The sequence below is a fragment of the Tepidisphaeraceae bacterium genome (genome assembly GCA_035998445.1).
Taxonomy (GTDB): domain Bacteria; phylum Planctomycetota; class Phycisphaerae; order Tepidisphaerales; family Tepidisphaeraceae; genus DASYHQ01.
Genome location: DASYHQ010000020.1, coordinates 1 through 18337, shown reverse-complemented (window position 1 = coordinate 18337; position 18337 = coordinate 1). Strand labels below are relative to the sequence as shown.

Sequence of the window (18337 nt, the reverse complement as noted above, 5' to 3'; positions counted from 1 at the left end):
CTCGATGTGGGCGTTACACCTATCGTGCCATCCGGTCTCTCCAGGCTTGCGACGACATCAGCGGCAGGACTATTCCGCGTTCCATCCCGAGGTCGACCGGTGCCCTTGTACCGGACATTCGCTGCGCCGACCGGTCGACGCCTGCGGTCCCGCTCTCGATCTCTGCAACGCCAATCGTTTGCACGTTTGGCGACTTCGGTCCGAGCGACCGCTACCACCGTCCGTCCTAGACCGTGGCCGCGCGGCGGTAGTAGGGACAGCGTACTCGGCGAAAAATAGCGTCCGATGTGATGTCGTCCTTGCCGTACCCGGGCCTGCGACTGACACGTGCCACGGAGGCGGCTTATGCCTCCGTGGCACGCTCGCGGCAGGGCGAGAGCGTCGAGCCAGTTATGGATAACGTTCGTCGTCGGCCGGAATCGTCATGCTGAGGAACCCCATCTTGTAAAGGAGTGTTAGGGGCGTCGGGTCTTGGACTGCCCGGTGCCACATGTCCAAAACCATGTCGGCAAAGTCCGGGTAAATCCTGCAGCACCAGTATGTGTCGCCGTTGTCCTCGCAATAGTAGAACCGACCGTCCGCGGTCCGGCCCATGGTGAGGCGGTCGATGACCGTCTCCGCGAACCGGTCAAATTCGACCCAAGCGTCGGCCGGCTTCACGTGGATCACACGCTGTTGCCCGTTGCGTTCACGCACCTCCATGTGCACGTGGGGGTCGTGCGACCAGGCGTGAAGGTATTTCAATCCCTTCGGCGGTGCTGGCAACTTCTTGGCGTCCTCCGCATTCCAGCCTGTGGGCCAATAGTAGCCTCGGAGGACATCATCCCGGTCGGCTTTGCCCGGCCTTGTCACCTCTTGGCTCACGAACGCGGTGACCGTTCTTTTCTCTGCCATCAAGTCCCGTTCCGACGGGGATTGTGCCTCTCCGGGTGGCTCGGGGGCCCGGTGGTCCACGCGTCGGACCGCCGCAACATCTAAGCGAACGAAGTCCAGTTTGCCCAAGATGAAAAAGAGTCCCGGATGGCTGTTCGGCCCGCGCCACAGATGTGTCATCAGACGCTCGAGGGACGCGTAGACGCGGCAGCTTTCGGGAAGACTCGCGCGGTCGCGCAGTCGGGCGACATAGGCCCGGCCGTCTACCAAGCGACCGACGCAGAGGCGTGGAAAACCGAACCAGAATGGCGTGAGCGTCGGGTCACCCGAACGCGTGACCTGCACGGGGTGTTCGGGGTCGTCGTCGACCTCCAGGTAATCTTGGTCGAGCGACATCCTAGCCGTGCAATATTCCGACCGCGGTTCGACCGGGAAGTCGAACTGGTTGAAAATGTTGACTGCCCCAAGCTCATATGGCGGCGAACCCACGGAATGACAGCACGCGCAGGCCGGCCCGTCGGCCGCCGCAGCGGGTCGCCGGCGTTCTTCGCTAGCACTGGCGGACGACGCACCGTGCGGCACTTCCGCGGTCGGCTCTAACGACTGCGGGCCGACTTGGTTGACGCCGTGGGACCCGTCCGGGCGTGAGGTAGTCGAATTGCCGTCCACTGTTAGTTTCTTATTCATGTCGATTCTCCTTCGACGAGCGGGGTCACGGCGTTTGCGGATCTTTGACGGACGAAGGCCGACGCTCGGCTTCGCGATGTCCGATCCAAGCCCTAAGCATTGAACCCGCGATCGACGGAGAGCAAGATGGACTAAGCGGTCGGCCGTGTCAGTGACACTGAGTGACAGTTAGCTAGCGCCAATAACATCGGGCGTCGTCGATTGGCTATCTTCTAGCGAATTGAAATTCGCCGCGACCCTAAGGCTCACTGCAAACTCGAGGCAATTGCCGCACCATCATCGGGCTCGCTCTGGCGCTAAGTTCTTCCTCAAGACTTCGAACTACCGTCCGATGTCTCGGGGATTTGTGTTGGCATAATCTACGGCACGCTCGACATCCGGCAGGCTGCGGGCACGCGACGTCGCTTGCAAGAGTTTCAATGAGCTACCGTAAGCCCCCTCGCGCATGTGGGGGACCCACCCTGGTTCGCTGGAAGTGAAGATGTTCGAGCCGCTCGCCTATCGTGCCATGACAACGTCTTCCTCAACAAAGACCATTTAGTAGCTCCAGTAGACCTGTTGCGTCCGCATGCGTGGCGGCCGAGGGGACTAGTGGCGCGCGGCATGCCATTCGATACCGGGTATGTTATCAACGGTAAACGTCGTTATGGATTTTTGATGTTACTTTCCTTGCGACTCCGGATGTTTGTCGAGTTGTGGCCAATTAATCGTGGGCAAGAAGAGGCCTGGCACGTTCGGACGCGGCGGGAGCGAATATCCGCGTTTCCGGTCGCTGACTAGCAATCCCATGTCAACGAGGGCTGCGAGTACCGGCTTCGCGTTCGTGTAACCCGCGGCGCTGAGCAAGGGTTCGGTGTGGAGGGGACCTCGTTCTCGGAGCACGCGACATATTGCGCCGTACACGCCGTGCTCTTGAGGGACCGGAGTTCCATAAAGATTTGGCCATGCGGCTAAAGTGGCGACGGCTTCTGAGGTGACCCGCCGGCGCATTATGCGAAGACCGGACGGGGTCACGCCCCCGTTGCAGAGCCGACTCAGGAACGAGACTCCGCGTTGCTCGGATAGAGTCACGGGCGTATCGATCAGCCGTTCCTGTTTGTTCCTTGTGATGGTCCACCGCCAAATGGGGCGTCGCGACCACACGAAACTCACGACTCGCGAGCAAAAGGCGAGGGCGCTGATGTAGGCTCGGTCAGCCAATAGGATCGGTGCGTCACCGCGCTTGGCGATGACCCATTCAGCGCTAGTGACGATATGTTCATATGCCGCAGGTCGTGCCGCATCGACCGCGAGCAGCCTGCGGTCTGCCTCCGCATAATCGGCGAGTACCATCTCCTCCCAGCGTTCCCAAACGCGATCGAAATCAACGCGAAGCTCGCCCTCGGTGGGCCGCCCGAAGCGGTCTACGATGCCGCCCGAGACGTCTCTCAGGTATTCGTCGACTTGGGCCAACGTGGCGTCCGCCCAATGCGCGGCCTCGACGAACTGATCCATGCCGATGGGCGAGTTGGCTCTGCGCGAGCGCGCTGGTAATTCGAGATTCATTGTCTTGGGTGTGCTCTGTCTACGCATCGCCATGACGATAACTGCGGCGTCAGACTCGGGAAACCGTCGTGTCGACGCGGATAGATCTACTGGTAACGATCGCCGTCGATGTCAGCCGAACCTCTCGCGGGGCCTAATGGATTCACGCTCTGCCAAACAAGATGTTGAGCGACTAATTCAACGTGCGGCTGCGTCATCGAAAGGCGTTGCACCAACATACGGCAGGACCGAAGCGCGCCCCGCGGGCCGCGACTAGCCCTGTTGCCAGTTACCGCGAAAGTATCACTAGGTAACACTGACAACCTTCATCCCATGGAGATGATACCCCGGCCGTTTGGTTCAGGGTATGGCATCTGACGGATTTGGTTACGCCATTGGACGTGTGGTCGCACGACGCCCCCGATCGGCCAGCACGTACGTCCGGCACCGCGCGCCGCCTCACGTGCCGCGGCCGCAACTGAGTTGGTTGCGTCTTAGAACATCGTTCGGTTCAAGTCGCGCGGTGACGTGAGCCCTTTTTCGGAGAATTGACATGAGCACTTCCGATCAATTTTTCCCCGGCGAACGCCTAGTCGCGTCATCGCTGGGCGCCCCGTTCAACGCCGCGTCGAAAGAGGAGGTCATCACGGTCGAGCGAGAGCTTGCGGCCGTTTACTGGTCCGCCGATGAGTCGGCGTTTCATCTTCCGGTCGTGTTAGGAAAGGCCGTCGACGGCCGGTACCTCGCGCGGATCGGAACCGAACTCGGAGTGATGATCGCGGATTCGCTTGCCGCGCTTTTGGGCGGGTTGACGATGCGGGGATTTCTCGGGCAAGGCGATGACGTCGCCAAGCAGCTTGCCATGCAGGTTGCAATTGCCGAGGACGTCACGTCGGCAAAAACGTCGTCGCCGGCGGTCCGTTTCGCGGTGTCCGCCACGGCGAAAACCGATTCGATCCGCGCGGCGGTCGCGGAACTCGCAATGCTTGGCCACGAGCAGCGGACCGACGTGCAGCTGAGCGTGAGCGATGCGGGCCGGCTCGCGAGGAGGCGCGCAGATGTCCCATCGCTGGCCGGCCTAACGGCTCCCGGCTGCACGTTGGCATTGTTCGGGGGAGTAACTCACGACCGAGGTCGCGACCTGCAATGGGGTATGGAGAACATCGTATGGGTGGCGCTGCATCGGTTGTCCACCGAACTTTACAAGCGCGGGCTCGTGGCGGACGGGGTTGCTGTGGCGCACACGCCGGTAGGAGACGCTGCGAAATATTGCTGGGCGATGGTCGTTCGCGACACGATCGCCGGTGACGGCGAGCGGTGGCCGCGGCGAGACGAGCGTCATCTCGCCCGAATAACAGGAGAGGCGTTCCGCAAGTGCGGCGAACGACGCGGCAGCAAAGCCACTCATTCTGGACGTCCGATAGACTGGTGGGCAGCGTCGGATGAAGAGTTCGCCAACTTGAGACCGGCGGACGTGCACGAGGGAATGGTCCTCTATGCGGACAACGGCAAGGGCGCGCGTGAGCCAGTGCTCCTCGGCGTGGTCCGGATGCCGATGGCTCATCGGAAGACGATCGCTTACAAGCGGGGATACCTCGGCGAGACCGCGGATGGGCGAATCATCTCGCATGTGCAGTGCGACGTGGCGAACCAGCCAGACCCCGAGACGGGCGGCCACGAAACGGAAGTTTGCGACACGATCAATGAAGCGACCGAGCAGTTGAGAATGCTCGCTCAGGAATGGGGAGACGGCATGGTGCTCCATCTGATTCACGAAGCGCCGAAATTGGCAAAGGCTATCGAAACCAACACCTACGTTGGCCCTGAAGTGCTTGCGTAGGAATCGACACGTCTATTGCTGGCGGTAAATCACGATTGTTCGAGACAGTTAGCACCGGCAGGGTCGTGGGGCAAACGATGCCCCTGCCGGTTCTCTAGATGACCTTTGTCGCTGGCAACGGGCGGGGTGCATTCCTGAGGTTGCACCGCACAGCACATCTCGCACGGACTCGGGCAGGTGGGGGTAGGGGCACCTCACGATGGACGTGGATCTTTTACGTCCGTGGGGCGTGATACGGGTGCGGGCAGAAAGGCACGACCTCGTCGCCAATTCGACGGTTCGTGCCGAGGAATAGCGCACCGATTTAGCAGGGCCGTCATGGCGTGACGATGGGTAGAGCCGGGGAACGTACGTTACATGTTTTCACTTAAGCGTTGCCGGTGCCTTGCTACAACTAAGAGTCAACCTTGCTAAGGCTTACGTTTCGCCCGGCCGGGAATTGGTCCCGGACGACCACGTTCGCGGCGTGACCGTAGTCATGGACGGTCCATGTCCCCCGGCTGCGCCACTCGACCACGTCATCAACACGCTACTCGTCGGCGTGATCGTTTAGCGGGCGTCGTTCGTAGAAGATTTCCTCCGCGCGCTGGCGCAATCGAGAGATTCGCTCGGACACCGGGGCGTGCATTTCCGGGGCGAGATAGACGCGGACGGGAGAGAGAAACGTCGCGGGCATGGTGAAGATTGTCTCCTTTAGATGGGAGATGTCCGTGATGTCTTTCTCGACCCCGGTCCGGTCACTGTACACGATCAAGTTCTGCCGCGACGACTTGCCATACGGGACGTCGATGACGACGTGGAGGTCGTCAGCGGGCTGGCCCATCTCGATCAGCGCGGCGATGTAGGCCGTGCGGAGTCGACGTACGTTATGCCAGTTAACCGGCTCGGCAGCGGTGGACTCGGTATGCGTGAAATCCTTGACGATCGACCGGTACGCGTTGTCCGACGGCAGGTGCTCCGGCGGGGGATCCGTCGGCGCGTACGTGACAGTTGGGACGTAGATATCCGAAAATTTGAGGCGGACCAGCGGGCTGAGGAGCCGTTGGACCGATTCGCGTTTCTTTTTCGGCAGCATGTCCACACGGGGGCGTAACACGCTTCGGATCGCATCGTCCTCACTCGTACACCGCTTCAGTTCCTCGACCAGCCCGTTGAACAGCGCTTCGTCCTTGCTAACCAAATTGGCCAACACGCCATGAAACATGCATATGAGGCCGCGGATCGTGGGGTGCCAGTAAACGGACGACAACATCTGATCTTGCAACACCATTAGGCCCTCGGCCGCCGGCACCCCAGCGGACTCAATCCCGAGTCGGTGGCCGCCGTGGACCACGCGTAGGGCGCGGTGCAGTCCGGAGACGTCGAGGCCGGCGCCGAACGGCACGCCGCAGTGGACCGCGTCGCGGGCGAGATAGTCCACCTTATCGATGTCGATCGGGCCGTCGAGGAGTTCGGAAAGAACGGGCACCTGCTTGGTCAACGTCCGCCGGGCGTTCAGTCTCGCTTCCGGTCCCCAGTGCTCGTCGATTGCCGTCCGTAATTCCTCGTCGTTATCCATAAGCCACAGCGAGTGGCGGCTGTGAGACGCGGCCTCCTTCGCGGCGGCGGACTTCCACAGGCGGCTGGCCGCGTACTGTTCCACGAGGTGGCCGAACGGGTAATGACCGACGTCGTGAACGAGCGCTGCAAGTAGAAAGCCGCGGATCTGGGCGACGCTACGCAGGTCGCGGAAGGCGCGGTCGTGCACGAGCGATTCGATTGCCGACTTCGCCCGGCCGAACACACCGAGGGAGTGTTCGAACCGCGTGTGGCTCGCGCCCGGGAAGAACCACTCGCAAAACGACAGTTGGCGAATACCCCGAAGCCGCTGGAACGCGGACGTGTTTACAACGGCCAGCGGGGCCACGCCCACGGCCACGCCGACGCCGGCCGGCAGCGAAATTGCCTGTGGACCGCCGTCGGCGGAGGTAAAGAGATCGGCATTGCCCGTCCATATACGATACGGGTCTAGCACCGTCAGAAAGCGGTCCTCAATTGCGTCCCATGTGTTGATATCGCCATTTCGGAGGGCTCCGCAAAAGTCGACGTAGGCGGACTGAGATTGGCGCGATGCGCCGGCGAAGAAGGAGTCCTTCATCTGAGCCAGCAGCATGCCGAGGCCCGCGAAATCGTACTGCTCGAACTGCGTCACCTTGCGGGTGACCCTTCGTCCCGCCTGCGGCTGGTCGGAAACTGGCTTGAATGCGAAATTACCCCGGTTGAACGTGTCGGGCGAGCTGTCACTACCGCGGTGGCCGGAAGAGAAGTCGATCACCATAATGCCGTCCCGGAACACCTCAGGGCTGATCATGACGTTCTCGGAATGAAGGTCACAGTGCTGCCGATCCTGATTGTGGAGGTACTTCATCACGTCCAAGAGCGACCAGATCGCGGACGTCGACTCACGCAGTGGAAGCTTCCGACCTTCGAGCCTGAATCGTTTGAACGTCACGCCGGGGTGGTACGTGCAAACGTAATAAGGCAACTCGGCTTTGAGTTGGGCATCGTAAATGGCCGGCAGGCAGCGATGGCTCAACGGCCGCAGGATTTTCACTTCGGTGGAGAGCGTCTCACGCACTTGCTCCCGCCCGGCGGCGTCCGTCACGTCGGGCGAACAAGTTTTGAGGCAGAAAGGGCGATCCGTGTGCACGTCGACGATTTTATAAGCCGCGCCCGTCTTTCCTCGCCCGGCCTCACCCCCGAACGCGTAGCGGCGACTCAGATCCCTGGCGATCGCGGAGAGATAGTGAGGGAAGCTCCCAGAAAGAGGAAGCGTAGGCGTCGAAGTTTGCCGGCGAGCGGGGCGTTTAGCCATCCCACAATTCTAGCAGTCGCGGCGCGCGGGGACGACCGAGACGTTCGCCAAAATATGCCGCCCCAACGCGGTTTTTCTACCGCTTCTCCGCCACCGCTTGCAAGAACGAGCTGACTACGGCGTGAAGATGCTGGTCGAGCACGTATTCGACGGCGCCGCGCTCTGTGGGATCCATCGCTTTTAGGGCCGCAGTCAACCGCTCGCGTTGGTCGGTCAGCCGACTTGACCAGTAGGCTCGCTGCACGGGCGATAGGCTTGAAACGATGGCTATTGCCCCGGTAACTTCATCCCAAACGTTAGGCGATGGCAGGATGGAAGGCATGGGAAGTTCCAATTTGCAGAATTTAGCGGCTGGATACAACATGAATCGCCCGCTTGGCGTACTTGGTATCGGAAGAAACGACCAAGGGGCTACAGCCCGGCGCACGTGAAAAAGGAATGGCACGCGCTAATGCCACCGCCCGCTTGGTCGTCGGCTGACCTGACGCCGTAGGACCGAAGCAGCGGAGGTCGTCCGGATGCGTATGAACCGAGGTCTAGCGATGGAACGACTTCCATCCGATCGGCATCCGTTGTGGGCGCGAGCCTTCGCGACGCGCCCGCCTGTCGGTCGTTTGATCGCATTCGTCAACTCGTTCCGGAGGGAGCTTCGTATGGTCCGCGATCTCACGTGAGAGTAAATCCCACTTTCCAAGCTGAACCGTTTCGTTAGCGCTCTTCCGTTACGGAGTTCATTTGTCGGCGTTCCGCCCTTGTACCTGACTCAGGACGGGCGAATCGCTGCAAGGGAGGAGCGGTTTTCCCTGGCCGCCGCATCTTTGAGCCTCTGGCAGGCACATAGCCCTCAGCTTAACAGGTAAAGCGACCGACCAGCGGTCGCCGATAAGTCCTACTGGTCACCGGCCGCCGCGATTCGTGAACTTGCGGTGCTGAGCAGGCCCGCACTGCGGACGATGGGGTCCACCGTGCAATTTCAGGAACGGCCGGCCACTGCCCGTTACGGTGGCCGTCTCGTGACGTGTTCGTGCAGCCTCCCGAGATCCTCGACCAACCCGTCTTCGGCCCGGGCACCCAGCGTGACCTCCGTCGCCTGTGGAAAGCGCTCCGCGCGATCGTGGACGTCGAGGACATCTGGCAGGCCACCCCGTCCGGCGACGGCCCGTACCGGCAGAACACGTACGATGACCCCCGTCCCATAGTCCGCGACGGACGCCGCTTCCCGCGGACGTTCACGTTCAAGTCGTTCGCGGCCCACGCCACCAGCCGACGCGTGTTGCTCCTCGTTAGCCGGGACGGCGGGGCGGTCACGCTCCACCGCCTCGACGTCGACGACAAACGTGCGTCGAGCGCCGACCGCGCGGTCGCGTACGCCCACCGCGTCAACCGCGAGGTGCTCGGCGGGCGCGGGTTCGTCTGCCCGTCGCGTAGCACAGGCGCCAGCTTGTACCTCTTGGTCGACGCCTCGCACCTGCGCGTCGCCGAGCGAGCGGCGTGGCTCCGGGGGATCGGCGAGTCCATCGTGGCGAGGTGTACACAGGGATTCGGCGACAGCCCGGTCGTCGAGGCGTTCGCTGGCGTTCGCGAGGCGACGGTCGATAACCCCCTTTACGACCCCGCCTACGCCGCCGAACGGGTGCGGACCCGGCCGTGGCCGACCGACGGCCGCCGCGTGCCGCCCGAACTGTCATACCTCTACCGGGCCGACAATGACCACGCGTACGTCGACACCCGCGCGAATCACTATGACGTCTACGCCCACCGGTACGGCGACGAAGGGTTTCACCGGTGCGAAAGACTCGAGTGCCGTACGGCGCCACGCGTCGGCCACCACGCGACGGTGCTCGCCCCGTGCTGCCACCGACCCGACGAACCCTCGTCCGTCGCACGCGGCCGCCTCCGAGCGTGCGCCGATTGGTTTGAACGCTCAGCTCCATTAACGGTAGGCGACCTCACCGAGTTACTGACGGGCGGCCAGTCCCGAGCCGTCGTGCCTGCCCGAAGTACGTCCCAGCAGGCATGGGGTGAACGGATGGCAGAGATCCGGCGGCTCGCCGCCCTGGACGACGCGGACGAGTTCGGGACCGGTCGCGGAACGGCGGGCGGGACGAGCGGCGTCTTCACCCCGCGGATCGCCGAGATGGTTCGCAGTGGAGACAAGGTCCAGCAGGCGAACGGAATCGTGTTCGCCGTCCTCCGGGCGACCGGCGGCCGGTACGCCGAGGAACTCGCCGAGCGGCTGTACGACGAGCACGTTGGCGAGGGACGACCGTGTGACGCCAAGCGTCGCGCCCGGCTCCGCAACGCGGGCCGCCGCGCAGAGGTGAGGTTCTTGAACTTCCGCGACGGAGCGTCCGCCGTCGTCGCGTTCGACGTCCAACGGTACCTGGCGGTCCGCCGCGCTAAACTGGAGGCGACCAACGGCTTGGGGGCACCGACTTGGTTCACGGAGGCGGACATCAAGATAGTAATCGAGCAGTTGAAAGGGCGCGGGGTGCGGCCCGCCGACCTCGGGACGTCGACGTACCGCGGGACGGCGGTCGTGTTCCTCACCGCGCGGAAGAACCAGGCCCTGTGGCAGTCGGGGGCCATCCCCGAGGTCGTGCGGGCGCGTCAGCAGGCCCAGGCGGCCACACTGGAGGCTACCGGGTTCGGCGGTCGCCAAATTCACGCCGGGACGCCGATACCGACGGCCGGTTTCCGGGGCATGCTGCGGTCGCTCAGGTGTCGGACGAGCGGCCGCGCGGTCGCCGACGCGATCCGGCTGCTGATGCACCTCGGCGCGATGACGTGCACAAGCCGGTCCTATAATTCCGGTGCGTTCGAGGACGACGGGTCGAAAGTGGGCGAGGGGTATTGCCGCCGTTACGCGGTCGGCGCCGTCGAACTGCCCCTGGCCTTGGGCGAAGCCGTGGCTCCCGCCCACAGCGTTCTCTATTCACAAACTGTATGGGGTCCCGGAGCGACCTGCCGGCCTCCCGAGACCGTCGCCGGCCCATGGACGAACGGTGGGGACCCGTGGCCGTTGGGCAGGCCGGAGCCACCGAGCGGCCACTTGAAACTAGAATTAGTGCCCAACGGATGAACGTGCGATCTCACGTCCAACCGTCTTACGCGCCAGCCACGGGGTTGGGTCGAGAAAGAAGGAGACTGTACGCACACCGAGGTCGCCGGGCGACGAATCCAGCTCGACTGACGCCGCCGACTGAGGTGAGAACAAACGGCTTGCACGGCGACGGCTGGGTGACGGTGTGTGCAAGAATGCACAAGCGTGCGTGCACAGCTGCATACGGTGCTCAGAATTGAGCGGGCAGGGGTGCTCAAATCCGAGCAGGCCATCCCGCGCGTAGCGTACACGCGCTCCACGCCCCAGAACGTCGCCCGACCCGCGGGATCAGGAGGCGGACCACCTTCGCGCGGAGACCGTGGTCGCGGAGGGACGCGATGATGCCTCGGCGATCCGGCCACGCACGCCGGCGGCCTCGCGACCGCCATCTTAACGGCCGTACTGGATCCGTTCCACTGCGTTCCGCTCGTGCCGAACCCTTATTTGATTAGCCCGAGGACGTACCTGCGCCCCTCTGCATCCGTCTCGGGTGATCGCCCATCTGCTTACCTAAATGCCGTTGCTTTGATCGGGAGCAACGACCCCCGAACCGGCGAGTGCGCGCCGGCGCGATGACCCTGGCCATCACCGGAACTCAACCCCGTAGGCGACAATCGGACCTCTGCCTGGCGCGCATCTAGGTGAGTTGTGAATGATCGGCGTTGGCGCCCGCGCGAAGATGCGAGCGGCCGGTGTGGTCAACGAGCGCAAGCCAACGGTCGAAGCCCTTCCGCCGTGAGCCCGAAGCGCTTCTATGGCCACGGCTACCCGCGCGGCTTCAACCGCGTGTAACAAGGCACCAAGCGGCGTTCGGATCTCACCTGTGCAAACTTGCACAGGTGGGGGTGTGCATTTATGCACAGGGTAAAGCAAGGGGTCCGGCCGTGCCCACGCGGGATGTCCGGGTCCGGACGAAGCGAGCCCGTTTAGGCCAATCCGCGGCCCGCACGCATGCAATCGGGTGCTCAGAAACGAGCAGCAGCGAGGTAACCGATCCGTCGACATCACGCGCGACCCGTGCCCTTTACGCCGCGACTTGGTATGCGTCGCCGTAAGTCTCGTAATGGTCGACAATTGCCACATTGGCAGGGCGATCTCTTCGCCAAAATGGCGTCGAGAGGGCTAACTGTCATAAGACCAGTGATACACACGAGTTGGCGAGTCATTGTGACTGCACGTTGATTTCCTGACTTCGGTCCATTGAGGGACTATACGCGTCAGCTGTGCAATTTCGCACAGGAACGCCGGTCAGGTTGCGTTCGTATGTTAACACTCGCGTGCTGCAGTGACGACTGGTGATCCCTCGCAAGTCAGCGAGTGAAACGGCCGGCGAACGGGCACCGGCAGACGGAAGTTCCATGAGTGATGCGGGCAGCAGTGAAGGGGAGAGCCGTTCGCCTGCTTAGGGCATCACGGCGCATACACGTTGCCCTCTGTGGTCTTTCACTTCTAAGGGAGGTTCCCTTCGACAAGGGATCGCGCATCATCTTGGCTTCGATGAGCTTTTTTTACTGAACTTGGATCACGACTGTCCTCTGTCCCTGTGATCTCGCATCCGGCGGTTACGAAACCCGAATCTGCCCGTGCCCGGTGTTAGCTGGCTCGTTGTAGGTTCGAGTCCTACCTGCCGAGCTTCATAACTTCTTTTCCTGTAATGTGTTATAATAGTTCACGGCGAACCCTGTTAACTGAGTTAGCGGGGTTCGCTCGTTTTCGGGCTAGAATTTGGCTGTTTTCGCTCCGGCCGGGATGAAGAGAGGGAGTGAGAGGGCGCCGCTCTTAGGCCACGTTCGACCCTCCCGGCCTACCGCACCTGAGAACTCTCGGTCTCTCCGCTCTATCTCCTCGCTCCAGTTAACAACCGTGTCCGGATCGGGGGGCCGTATGGGAAGGGGTGCGGAAAGGGGGGATGCGGCGTTCTTGTGACGCAGACGTCGGTCGCTCGCGCTCAGGCCGAGCAGTGGTGCTCGCTCGTCAAACCCTCACGCGTGCGGCGAGCGCGAGCGATAAGTCGCCGAACGTCCGCAGCCCCTCGAACTCCACGCGCGCCGGCTTCACCCATAGCGCCGCGACCCACGATCCCGTGTAGGAGGCCGCCGCCGCCAGCGTCGAGAGGATCGTCAGCATGTCCCAGTCGCCGACGTACCCGACGGCGATCCCCAGCATCGACAGCAGCAGCGCCGCCAACGCCGTGTCGTGGATCGGCTGGCGCATGCGGACGCGTGGCAGTGCCCCCGGCACCAGCCGTGCGACCGGCCCGAGGAAGACCGCCGCATGTCGACGCGCGTATCCGGCCAGCGGCGTCGACGGCGCGACGTCCCCCACGTCGGCACCGGCCTGCGCCAAGTACGAGCGGACCGTCAGGAACACGCCCGCCGGGACGCAGCGGGTGCCCAGTAACGTCGCTGGGCGGACCCGCGGCAACCGCGCGCCGTGCGTGGCGAGCAGGTCGCACACGCCGCCGAGCGTCCGAGCCTCCGACGGATCGAGGACCGCACGCCACTGTGATAGTGGGATGTCGAGTTGCCACGCGGCGTTCAAGGCCGCTGCCAGCGGTCGCCACGGAAGCAGGTCACAGGCGTCGCGCCACTGGGCGCTGCTGGATTGGCGGCCGAGGACCGCGTCCGGATCCGCTTCCGGGTCCAGCCAGGACTGCATCCGGTGCTCGTCGCGAACGATCTCGAGGATCTGCTCGGCAGTCGCGGGGACGAAGGTGGGTAGGAATTGGTCATTCATCGAATCACCTCACGGCCAATCGCCTGCCAGCAGCTGAGTATCAGAAAGTAGCGTCGATCGACAACGTCTACTCTACCGCCTCGCCCCGCCCCGTGCCGCACTCGGGGCAGCGGGCGGGGGTGGCGCGGAGGTTGTAGCCGCAGGTGGGGCAGTGGCCATCGCGCGGCGGTCTCGGGACCGGCGAAACGCTGACCACAACCACGCAGGCGGCAGCAGGGTGGCAGGGGACGCGATCAGCCAGTAGGGCACGTCGAAGGCCCGGTCGACGCGGTAGTGGGGGTCGCCTGCCCGCGCCGCCGCCCACTGCCCGCTGGTCGACGAAGCGTGCACCGCCCAGCAGAACGGTCCCCAATCCTGAACTTCGGTGGCAAACCCGTACAGCCCGATCGTGCGTATCGGCTCATCACGGCGACGCTTCCATCTGACCCGGAACGGCTGAGGCCGGGCGTCAGCGGTCGGGCGATGGTTGTACGTACGGTTAAACATTAGGTACCCCCGACCGGAGTAGGCACCGTAGTTTACGTGAGCGTAGCGGAGCGACTGCTCCAGCGTCACGCGCTTGTCCCACCTGATCGTCACGCTCTCATCAACCCAGTAGCTCCGCACCCACAGGGCGCACACCGCAACGCACAGCAGCAGCGAGCGGGCCGAGCAGAGGGTGAACAAGTGTCGTCTCACAATGTGCCCCCGCCGCACGGTGCTCATCTGGAGGTCCGCTGCCCGATCTCTTGGGCGAGCCCGATGAGAATCCGCTCGGGGCCCCGGATGTAACAGAGCCGATACGCGTCCTGGTACTGAACGACTTCGCCCACCAGCACGGCGCCGCGGTTGCCGAGCCGGGCGAGCGTATCGTCGATGTCCTCCACCGTGAACATCACGCGCAGGTAACCGAGCGCGTTCACCGGGGCGCTGCGGTGATCGGCGACCACGGGCGGCGCGAGGAACCGGGACAACTCGAGCCGGCTGTGACCGTCCGGCGTTCGCAGCATGGCAATCTCGACCCGCATGTCGCGCAGTCCGGTGACGCCGCCTGCCCAGTTACCTTCGATGGGCCCGCGCCACTCAAGTTCGAGGCCAAGCTCGGTGAAGAACTCGATGACGAGGTTGAGGTCCTCGACCACGATGCCGACGTTGTCCATACGCTTGACCGACATGGCGTCTCCAGAACAGTTAGCGATTCGTCCTTCACGGGCTGGCCGGCATCGCACCCGCCGGCTGTCAGTTTACCAGAACGCGCGATGCGGGGGCGGTCCATGGCCTGGGGTGTTTCAGCTATCGAAGTCCCGCATCATCCGGGCAGCCAGCACGAAGAAAACGCCTAGCGTTAATACGGCGGCTGCCGTCAGCAGGATCACCAAACAGGCGAGCTTGTACACCACGCTATTCGTTTGGTAACCGGCGCCGGGCGTGCGACCGGCTTGGACGTACATCAGGGCACTTACGGCACACGCGCAGCACGCGAGGAACGACGTGATGTGCAAAATGGCGTCTTCCCAATGGAGCCGTTCGAAAACGAGGACAACGGGGATGCACGCCAGCACATAGGCTCCGGAGGCCAGAAAGACCCTGCCCCAGGTGCGGGCCGGCGTACGGGGGCGCGTTGCGGTCGCGTATGCAAGTGGTGGCGCGTGACCGGTTCCTGTCGTCGACGCTATATCAGCATCCTCCAACGCTCACTCCTGTCAGGCCATCTGGTGAATCACGTCCACCGCGCCGGCCACGCCCGCCATTGTGCCGCCTCGGCCGGGAGGGGCAGAGGGACGCAACGGCTGCGCGCTCACGACTTCCGTCGACGTCGCACCAGCAGGGTGGCGGCAGCCGAAATGCCCACCACCGCGATGCCCGTCGGTTCGGGAACGGCCGTTGCCATGAGCAGCACGCTTCGCCCGTCGGCCAATCGCGCATAATAGGCCAGTTGCCCCTGGTCGTTTAATCCGCTCGATTCGTCGCCGATCGAGCCGACCGTTGGCGCCACGGTCAGGAAGTTGATCGTGCTGCCCAACAGCGGATCGCCGGTGCGGGCGACCTCGACCAGCGCGCCCTCCGTGTAAAGGTAGAGGGCGCTGCGCGTGTCCGGCGGCACGTTCCACACGGTCGCGTCCGACCGAGCGATCGACGCGAGGAACGCAATGTCGCCGACGTCGTTGAAGGCCATGGAGCCGGCGCCGATGCCGGTGAAGCGCCGCGTCGGATCGGGCGTCAGCGAGCCGGAGCGTACCACTTCCGTCAGAGCCCCGTTATCCGACACGAACAGGCCGTGCTGCTGAGGATTGCCGCCAACCGACGATGAGATCGCCGCCGTGAACGCCATCTGTCCCGCGTTGTTGTGCGAGTACGAGTTCAAGTGCGCCGACGCGTAGACGAGCGACCCGCCGCCCGGCGCGGCCTGTCCCGTGCGTGCCAACTCGTGCGCCGTGCCGTCGGCGTCCACCGCGAACAGGCCCCAATCGCTCGCCGTGTTCGTCCCGCGCAGCAAAGCGCCGAAGGCGGTCCGTCCAGCGTTGTTGATCTGCCCGTGCAATAGCGAAGCGTACACGCCGACGCCGCTGGGCGTGGCGCGTCCCTCACGGGTGACCTCGACGAGCGTGGTGCCGTCGCCATGGTATAGCCCCTCGTTCTCCTCGTTGCCACCTGGGGCATCGGTAATGGTGGCGAAGAAACTGACGCGTCCCGCGTCGTTCATCCACGCGCCGAAGACCCCGTAGAAAGTACCGGCCCCGCCCGGCGTCTGCTGGCCCACGTTGACGATCGTCGTGGCCGACTGACCGTTGCCGCGCTTGATCGTCTCGCCGGTGTACGTGGCGGCCTGGCCCAGTGCATTGAAGCCGTAGCGATCGTAGATCAGTGAGGACGCCACGCGGACGACGGGTGTCGCTCCGTCCCCACGATACACGTTGCGCCCGGGAGACGTGGCGAAGGCGGCTTGCCCAGCGTTGTTGAGGTAGAGGGGACCGGCGAACTCCGAAAACGTGCCAGGGCCGCCGGGCGCTTGCTGCACGTTTCGCGCGATCTCGAACGTGCTGGCTTCGTCGGACCGAAGGATGGCAGACTGGGCGTCCGTGTCGACCAACGTGGCCCAGAACGCGACTTGACCGCTATCATTGATTGCGTAGCGGAAGCCTGACAGGTCTCCGTATCGTCCGCCGCCAGGTGCGGCATCGCCCGTGGCAGCGACGATGTGTTGTGACACCTGCCCGAACGCGGTCTGCGCTGTGGCCAGAAGGGGCATTACAAGCAAGCCGACTGACAAGAACGCTGGGCGTTGCGCACCGCCTAGACCCATCGCCATTTGATGTCCCTCCACACACAGATTCGATTGAGCCGGGATTGGGAACCACCGGTGCCCCCGTTCAACCCGCTGGCATAGCTTAAGATCCGCTGGCCACTTATCTAGAGAATACCGCGTCGCGAGTTCGCAGCAGCGATGATTGCCAATTTTCCACCCCTCTCGCCCCCCAACCCGGTAGTTAACCGGTAGGGGATCTCACGTTGGTCCCCGGACAACCCGTTGCCAGGCAGCACACCCGTCTCCAAGAGAAGGTCGTTGCGGGCATCGCCTCCACCCGGAGTCCCGATGTCGTACCTCGACCCGACCGATCCGTCCGCCATGACCGTGGAAGACCGCCTCCGCGAGGTCGCCGCGATCCTCGCCAAAGGCGTCCTGTGCCTGCACCGCCGTGGTGCCTTGGGCCCGGACAGCCACTCCAATCTTGGTCCTGTTTCCCACTCGGAATCGGCCTCGGATCGACTTGATGTGTCGGCCCGGATGCAGCACATGGGACACCGTGGTTAACACGCTCAGGACAAAGGAGATAGACATGAGTACGAACGTGAAGGCCGAACTGGCCAAGCTCGCGCAGATGAGCCCTGCGCAGCTGCGGCAGAAGTACGCCGACGTCTTCGGCGAGCCGTCGCGGTCAGGGAACAAGGACTTCTTGGTCAAGCGCATCAGCTGGCGGGTCCAGTCGCTGGCCGAAGGCGGGCTATCGGAGCGAGCGAAGGCACGGGCGGCGGAGATCGCCCGCGACGCCGACCTCCGCACCACCGTGCCCCGCACGCCCGCTGTACCGCAAACGGTGACGCTCCCGGCCCCGCCGATGAACCGCCGGTTGCCCATGCCCGGCGCCGTCCTCACCCGCCAGTACCAAGGGCGGCTGATCCAAGTGACGGTCCTGCCCAAGGGTTTTGAGTGGGACGGCACCGTCTACCGCAGCCTCAGCGCCGTCGCCAAGGCCGTGACCGGCTCCCACTGGAACGGCTACGGGTTCTTCAACCTCTTACAGGGAGACAGCAAATGAAAAGGACCATCGAACCGCAGAAGACGATCCGCTGCGCCATCTACACGCGCAAGAGCACGGAAGAAGGGCTGCAGCAGGCGTTCAACACCCTCGACGCCCAACGTGAAAGTGCCGAAGCCTACATCGCATCCCAGCGGGCCGAGGGCTGGACCTGCCTGCCCGACCGCTACGACGACGGCGGCTTTACCGGCGGGAACTTGGAACGTCCCGCGGTGCAGCGGCTGATGAAGGACATCGAGGCGGGCAAGGTCGACTGCGTAATCGTCTACAAGGTCGACCACCTCAGCCGATCCCTCCTCGACTTCGCCAAGCTCATGGAGGTGTTCGACCGGCACAAGGTCGCCTTCGTCAGCGTGACGCAGCACTTCAACACGACCCACAGCATGGGCCGGCTGACGCTCAACGTCCTGCTCTCCTTCGCC

At 63.6% G+C, this 18337-nt stretch carries 14 protein-coding genes; 5 read left to right on the top strand and 9 right to left on the bottom strand.

The window, feature by feature from the left end; genetic code table 11:
* Positions 1 to 390: 390 nt before the first annotated feature.
* A complete protein-coding gene (locus tag VGN72_09540) occupies positions 391 to 1542 on the bottom strand; it encodes a hypothetical protein (GenBank protein HEV7299594.1) in 1152 nt (383 codons plus the stop codon).
* Between the two features lie 678 nt (positions 1543 to 2220).
* A complete protein-coding gene (locus VGN72_09535) occupies positions 2221 to 3105 on the bottom strand; it encodes a hypothetical protein (protein ID HEV7299593.1) in 885 nt (294 codons plus the stop codon).
* Between the two features lie 532 nt (positions 3106 to 3637).
* On the opposite strand from VGN72_09535, the gene VGN72_09530 reads away from it, so the two are divergent.
* Complete coding sequence (locus tag VGN72_09530) at positions 3638 to 4924, top strand: hypothetical protein (protein HEV7299592.1); 1287 nt, start codon at positions 3638 to 3640, stop codon at positions 4922 to 4924.
* A 529-nt stretch (positions 4925 to 5453) separates the two neighbouring features.
* Here VGN72_09530 and VGN72_09525 read toward each other — a convergent pair.
* Both VGN72_09525 and VGN72_09520 read right to left on the bottom strand, forming a co-directional pair.
* Positions 5454 to 7778 carry a protein kinase gene (locus VGN72_09525; protein HEV7299591.1) on the bottom strand — a complete coding sequence of 775 codons (2325 nt, stop codon included), beginning with the start codon at positions 7776 to 7778 and terminating at the stop codon, positions 5454 to 5456.
* Positions 7779 to 7854: 76 nt separating this feature from the next.
* The gene (locus tag VGN72_09520) at positions 7855 to 8100 is read right to left on the bottom strand and encodes a hypothetical protein (protein HEV7299590.1); all 246 of its coding nucleotides are present in this window, start codon (positions 8098 to 8100) and stop codon (positions 7855 to 7857) included.
* A 696-nt stretch (positions 8101 to 8796) separates the two neighbouring features.
* On the opposite strand from VGN72_09520, the gene VGN72_09515 reads away from it, so the two are divergent.
* On the top strand, positions 8797 to 10860 hold the full coding sequence (locus VGN72_09515; protein HEV7299589.1) for a hypothetical protein: 2064 nt from the start codon (positions 8797 to 8799) through the stop codon (positions 10858 to 10860).
* Positions 10861 to 12855: 1995 nt separating this feature from the next.
* Here VGN72_09515 and VGN72_09510 read toward each other — a convergent pair.
* The 5 genes from VGN72_09510 to VGN72_09490 all read right to left on the bottom strand — a co-directional run bounded on the left by VGN72_09510 (position 12856) and on the right by VGN72_09490 (position 16846).
* Positions 12856 to 13617 (bottom strand): hypothetical protein, encoded by a 762-nt coding sequence (locus VGN72_09510; protein ID HEV7299588.1) that lies wholly within the window; start codon positions 13615 to 13617, stop codon positions 12856 to 12858.
* A 72-nt stretch (positions 13618 to 13689) separates the two neighbouring features.
* A complete protein-coding gene (locus VGN72_09505; GenBank protein ID HEV7299587.1) occupies positions 13690 to 14283 on the bottom strand; it encodes a hypothetical protein in 594 nt (197 codons plus the stop codon).
* A gap of 35 nt (positions 14284 to 14318) precedes the next feature.
* Positions 14319 to 14771, bottom strand: coding sequence for a VOC family protein (locus tag VGN72_09500; GenBank protein ID HEV7299586.1), 453 nt, complete (start codon positions 14769 to 14771; stop codon positions 14319 to 14321).
* Between the two features lie 114 nt (positions 14772 to 14885).
* Positions 14886 to 15047, bottom strand: coding sequence for a hypothetical protein (locus tag VGN72_09495; GenBank protein ID HEV7299585.1), 162 nt, complete (start codon positions 15045 to 15047; stop codon positions 14886 to 14888).
* Between the two features lie 347 nt (positions 15048 to 15394).
* Complete coding sequence (locus VGN72_09490) at positions 15395 to 16846, bottom strand: choice-of-anchor tandem repeat NxxGxxAF-containing protein (protein ID HEV7299584.1); 1452 nt, start codon at positions 16844 to 16846, stop codon at positions 15395 to 15397.
* 345 nt (positions 16847 to 17191) lie between these two features.
* Between VGN72_09490 and VGN72_09485 the strand changes: the two genes are divergently transcribed.
* From VGN72_09485 to VGN72_09475, 3 genes are all read left to right on the top strand, one after another.
* Positions 17192 to 17410 (top strand): hypothetical protein, encoded by a 219-nt coding sequence (locus VGN72_09485; GenBank protein HEV7299583.1) that lies wholly within the window; start codon positions 17192 to 17194, stop codon positions 17408 to 17410.
* 25 nt (positions 17411 to 17435) lie between these two features.
* On the top strand, positions 17436 to 17915 hold the full coding sequence (locus tag VGN72_09480; GenBank protein HEV7299582.1) for a DUF2924 domain-containing protein: 480 nt from the start codon (positions 17436 to 17438) through the stop codon (positions 17913 to 17915).
* Positions 17912 to 18337, top strand: a 426-nt coding sequence (locus VGN72_09475) for a recombinase family protein (protein ID HEV7299581.1), incomplete at its 3' end; no start/stop codon positions are given. The genes VGN72_09480 and VGN72_09475, both read left to right, overlap by 4 nt.

Coding starts and splice junctions, on each gene's coding strand:
- VGN72_09500 (HEV7299586.1), bottom strand. CDS start 14,771: ATGTCGGTCAAGCGTATGGACAACGTCGGCATCGTGGTCGAGGACCTC.
- VGN72_09510 (HEV7299588.1), bottom strand. CDS start 13,617: ATGAATGACCAATTCCTACCCACCTTCGTCCCCGCGACTGCCGAGCAG.
- VGN72_09520 (HEV7299590.1), bottom strand. CDS start 8,100: ATGCCTTCCATCCTGCCATCGCCTAACGTTTGGGATGAAGTTACCGGG.
- VGN72_09495 (HEV7299585.1), bottom strand. CDS start 15,047: ATGTACGTCCAAGCCGGTCGCACGCCCGGCGCCGGTTACCAAACGAAT.
- VGN72_09535 (HEV7299593.1), bottom strand. CDS start 3,105: ATGAATCTCGAATTACCAGCGCGCTCGCGCAGAGCCAACTCGCCCATC.
- VGN72_09490 (HEV7299584.1), bottom strand. CDS start 16,846: ATGCCCCTTCTGGCCACAGCGCAGACCGCGTTCGGGCAGGTGTCACAA.
- VGN72_09485 (HEV7299583.1), top strand. CDS start 17,192: ATGTCGTACCTCGACCCGACCGATCCGTCCGCCATGACCGTGGAAGAC.
- VGN72_09530 (HEV7299592.1), top strand. CDS start 3,638: ATGAGCACTTCCGATCAATTTTTCCCCGGCGAACGCCTAGTCGCGTCA.
- VGN72_09480 (HEV7299582.1), top strand. CDS start 17,436: ATGAGTACGAACGTGAAGGCCGAACTGGCCAAGCTCGCGCAGATGAGC.
- VGN72_09525 (HEV7299591.1), bottom strand. CDS start 7,778: ATGGCTAAACGCCCCGCTCGCCGGCAAACTTCGACGCCTACGCTTCCT.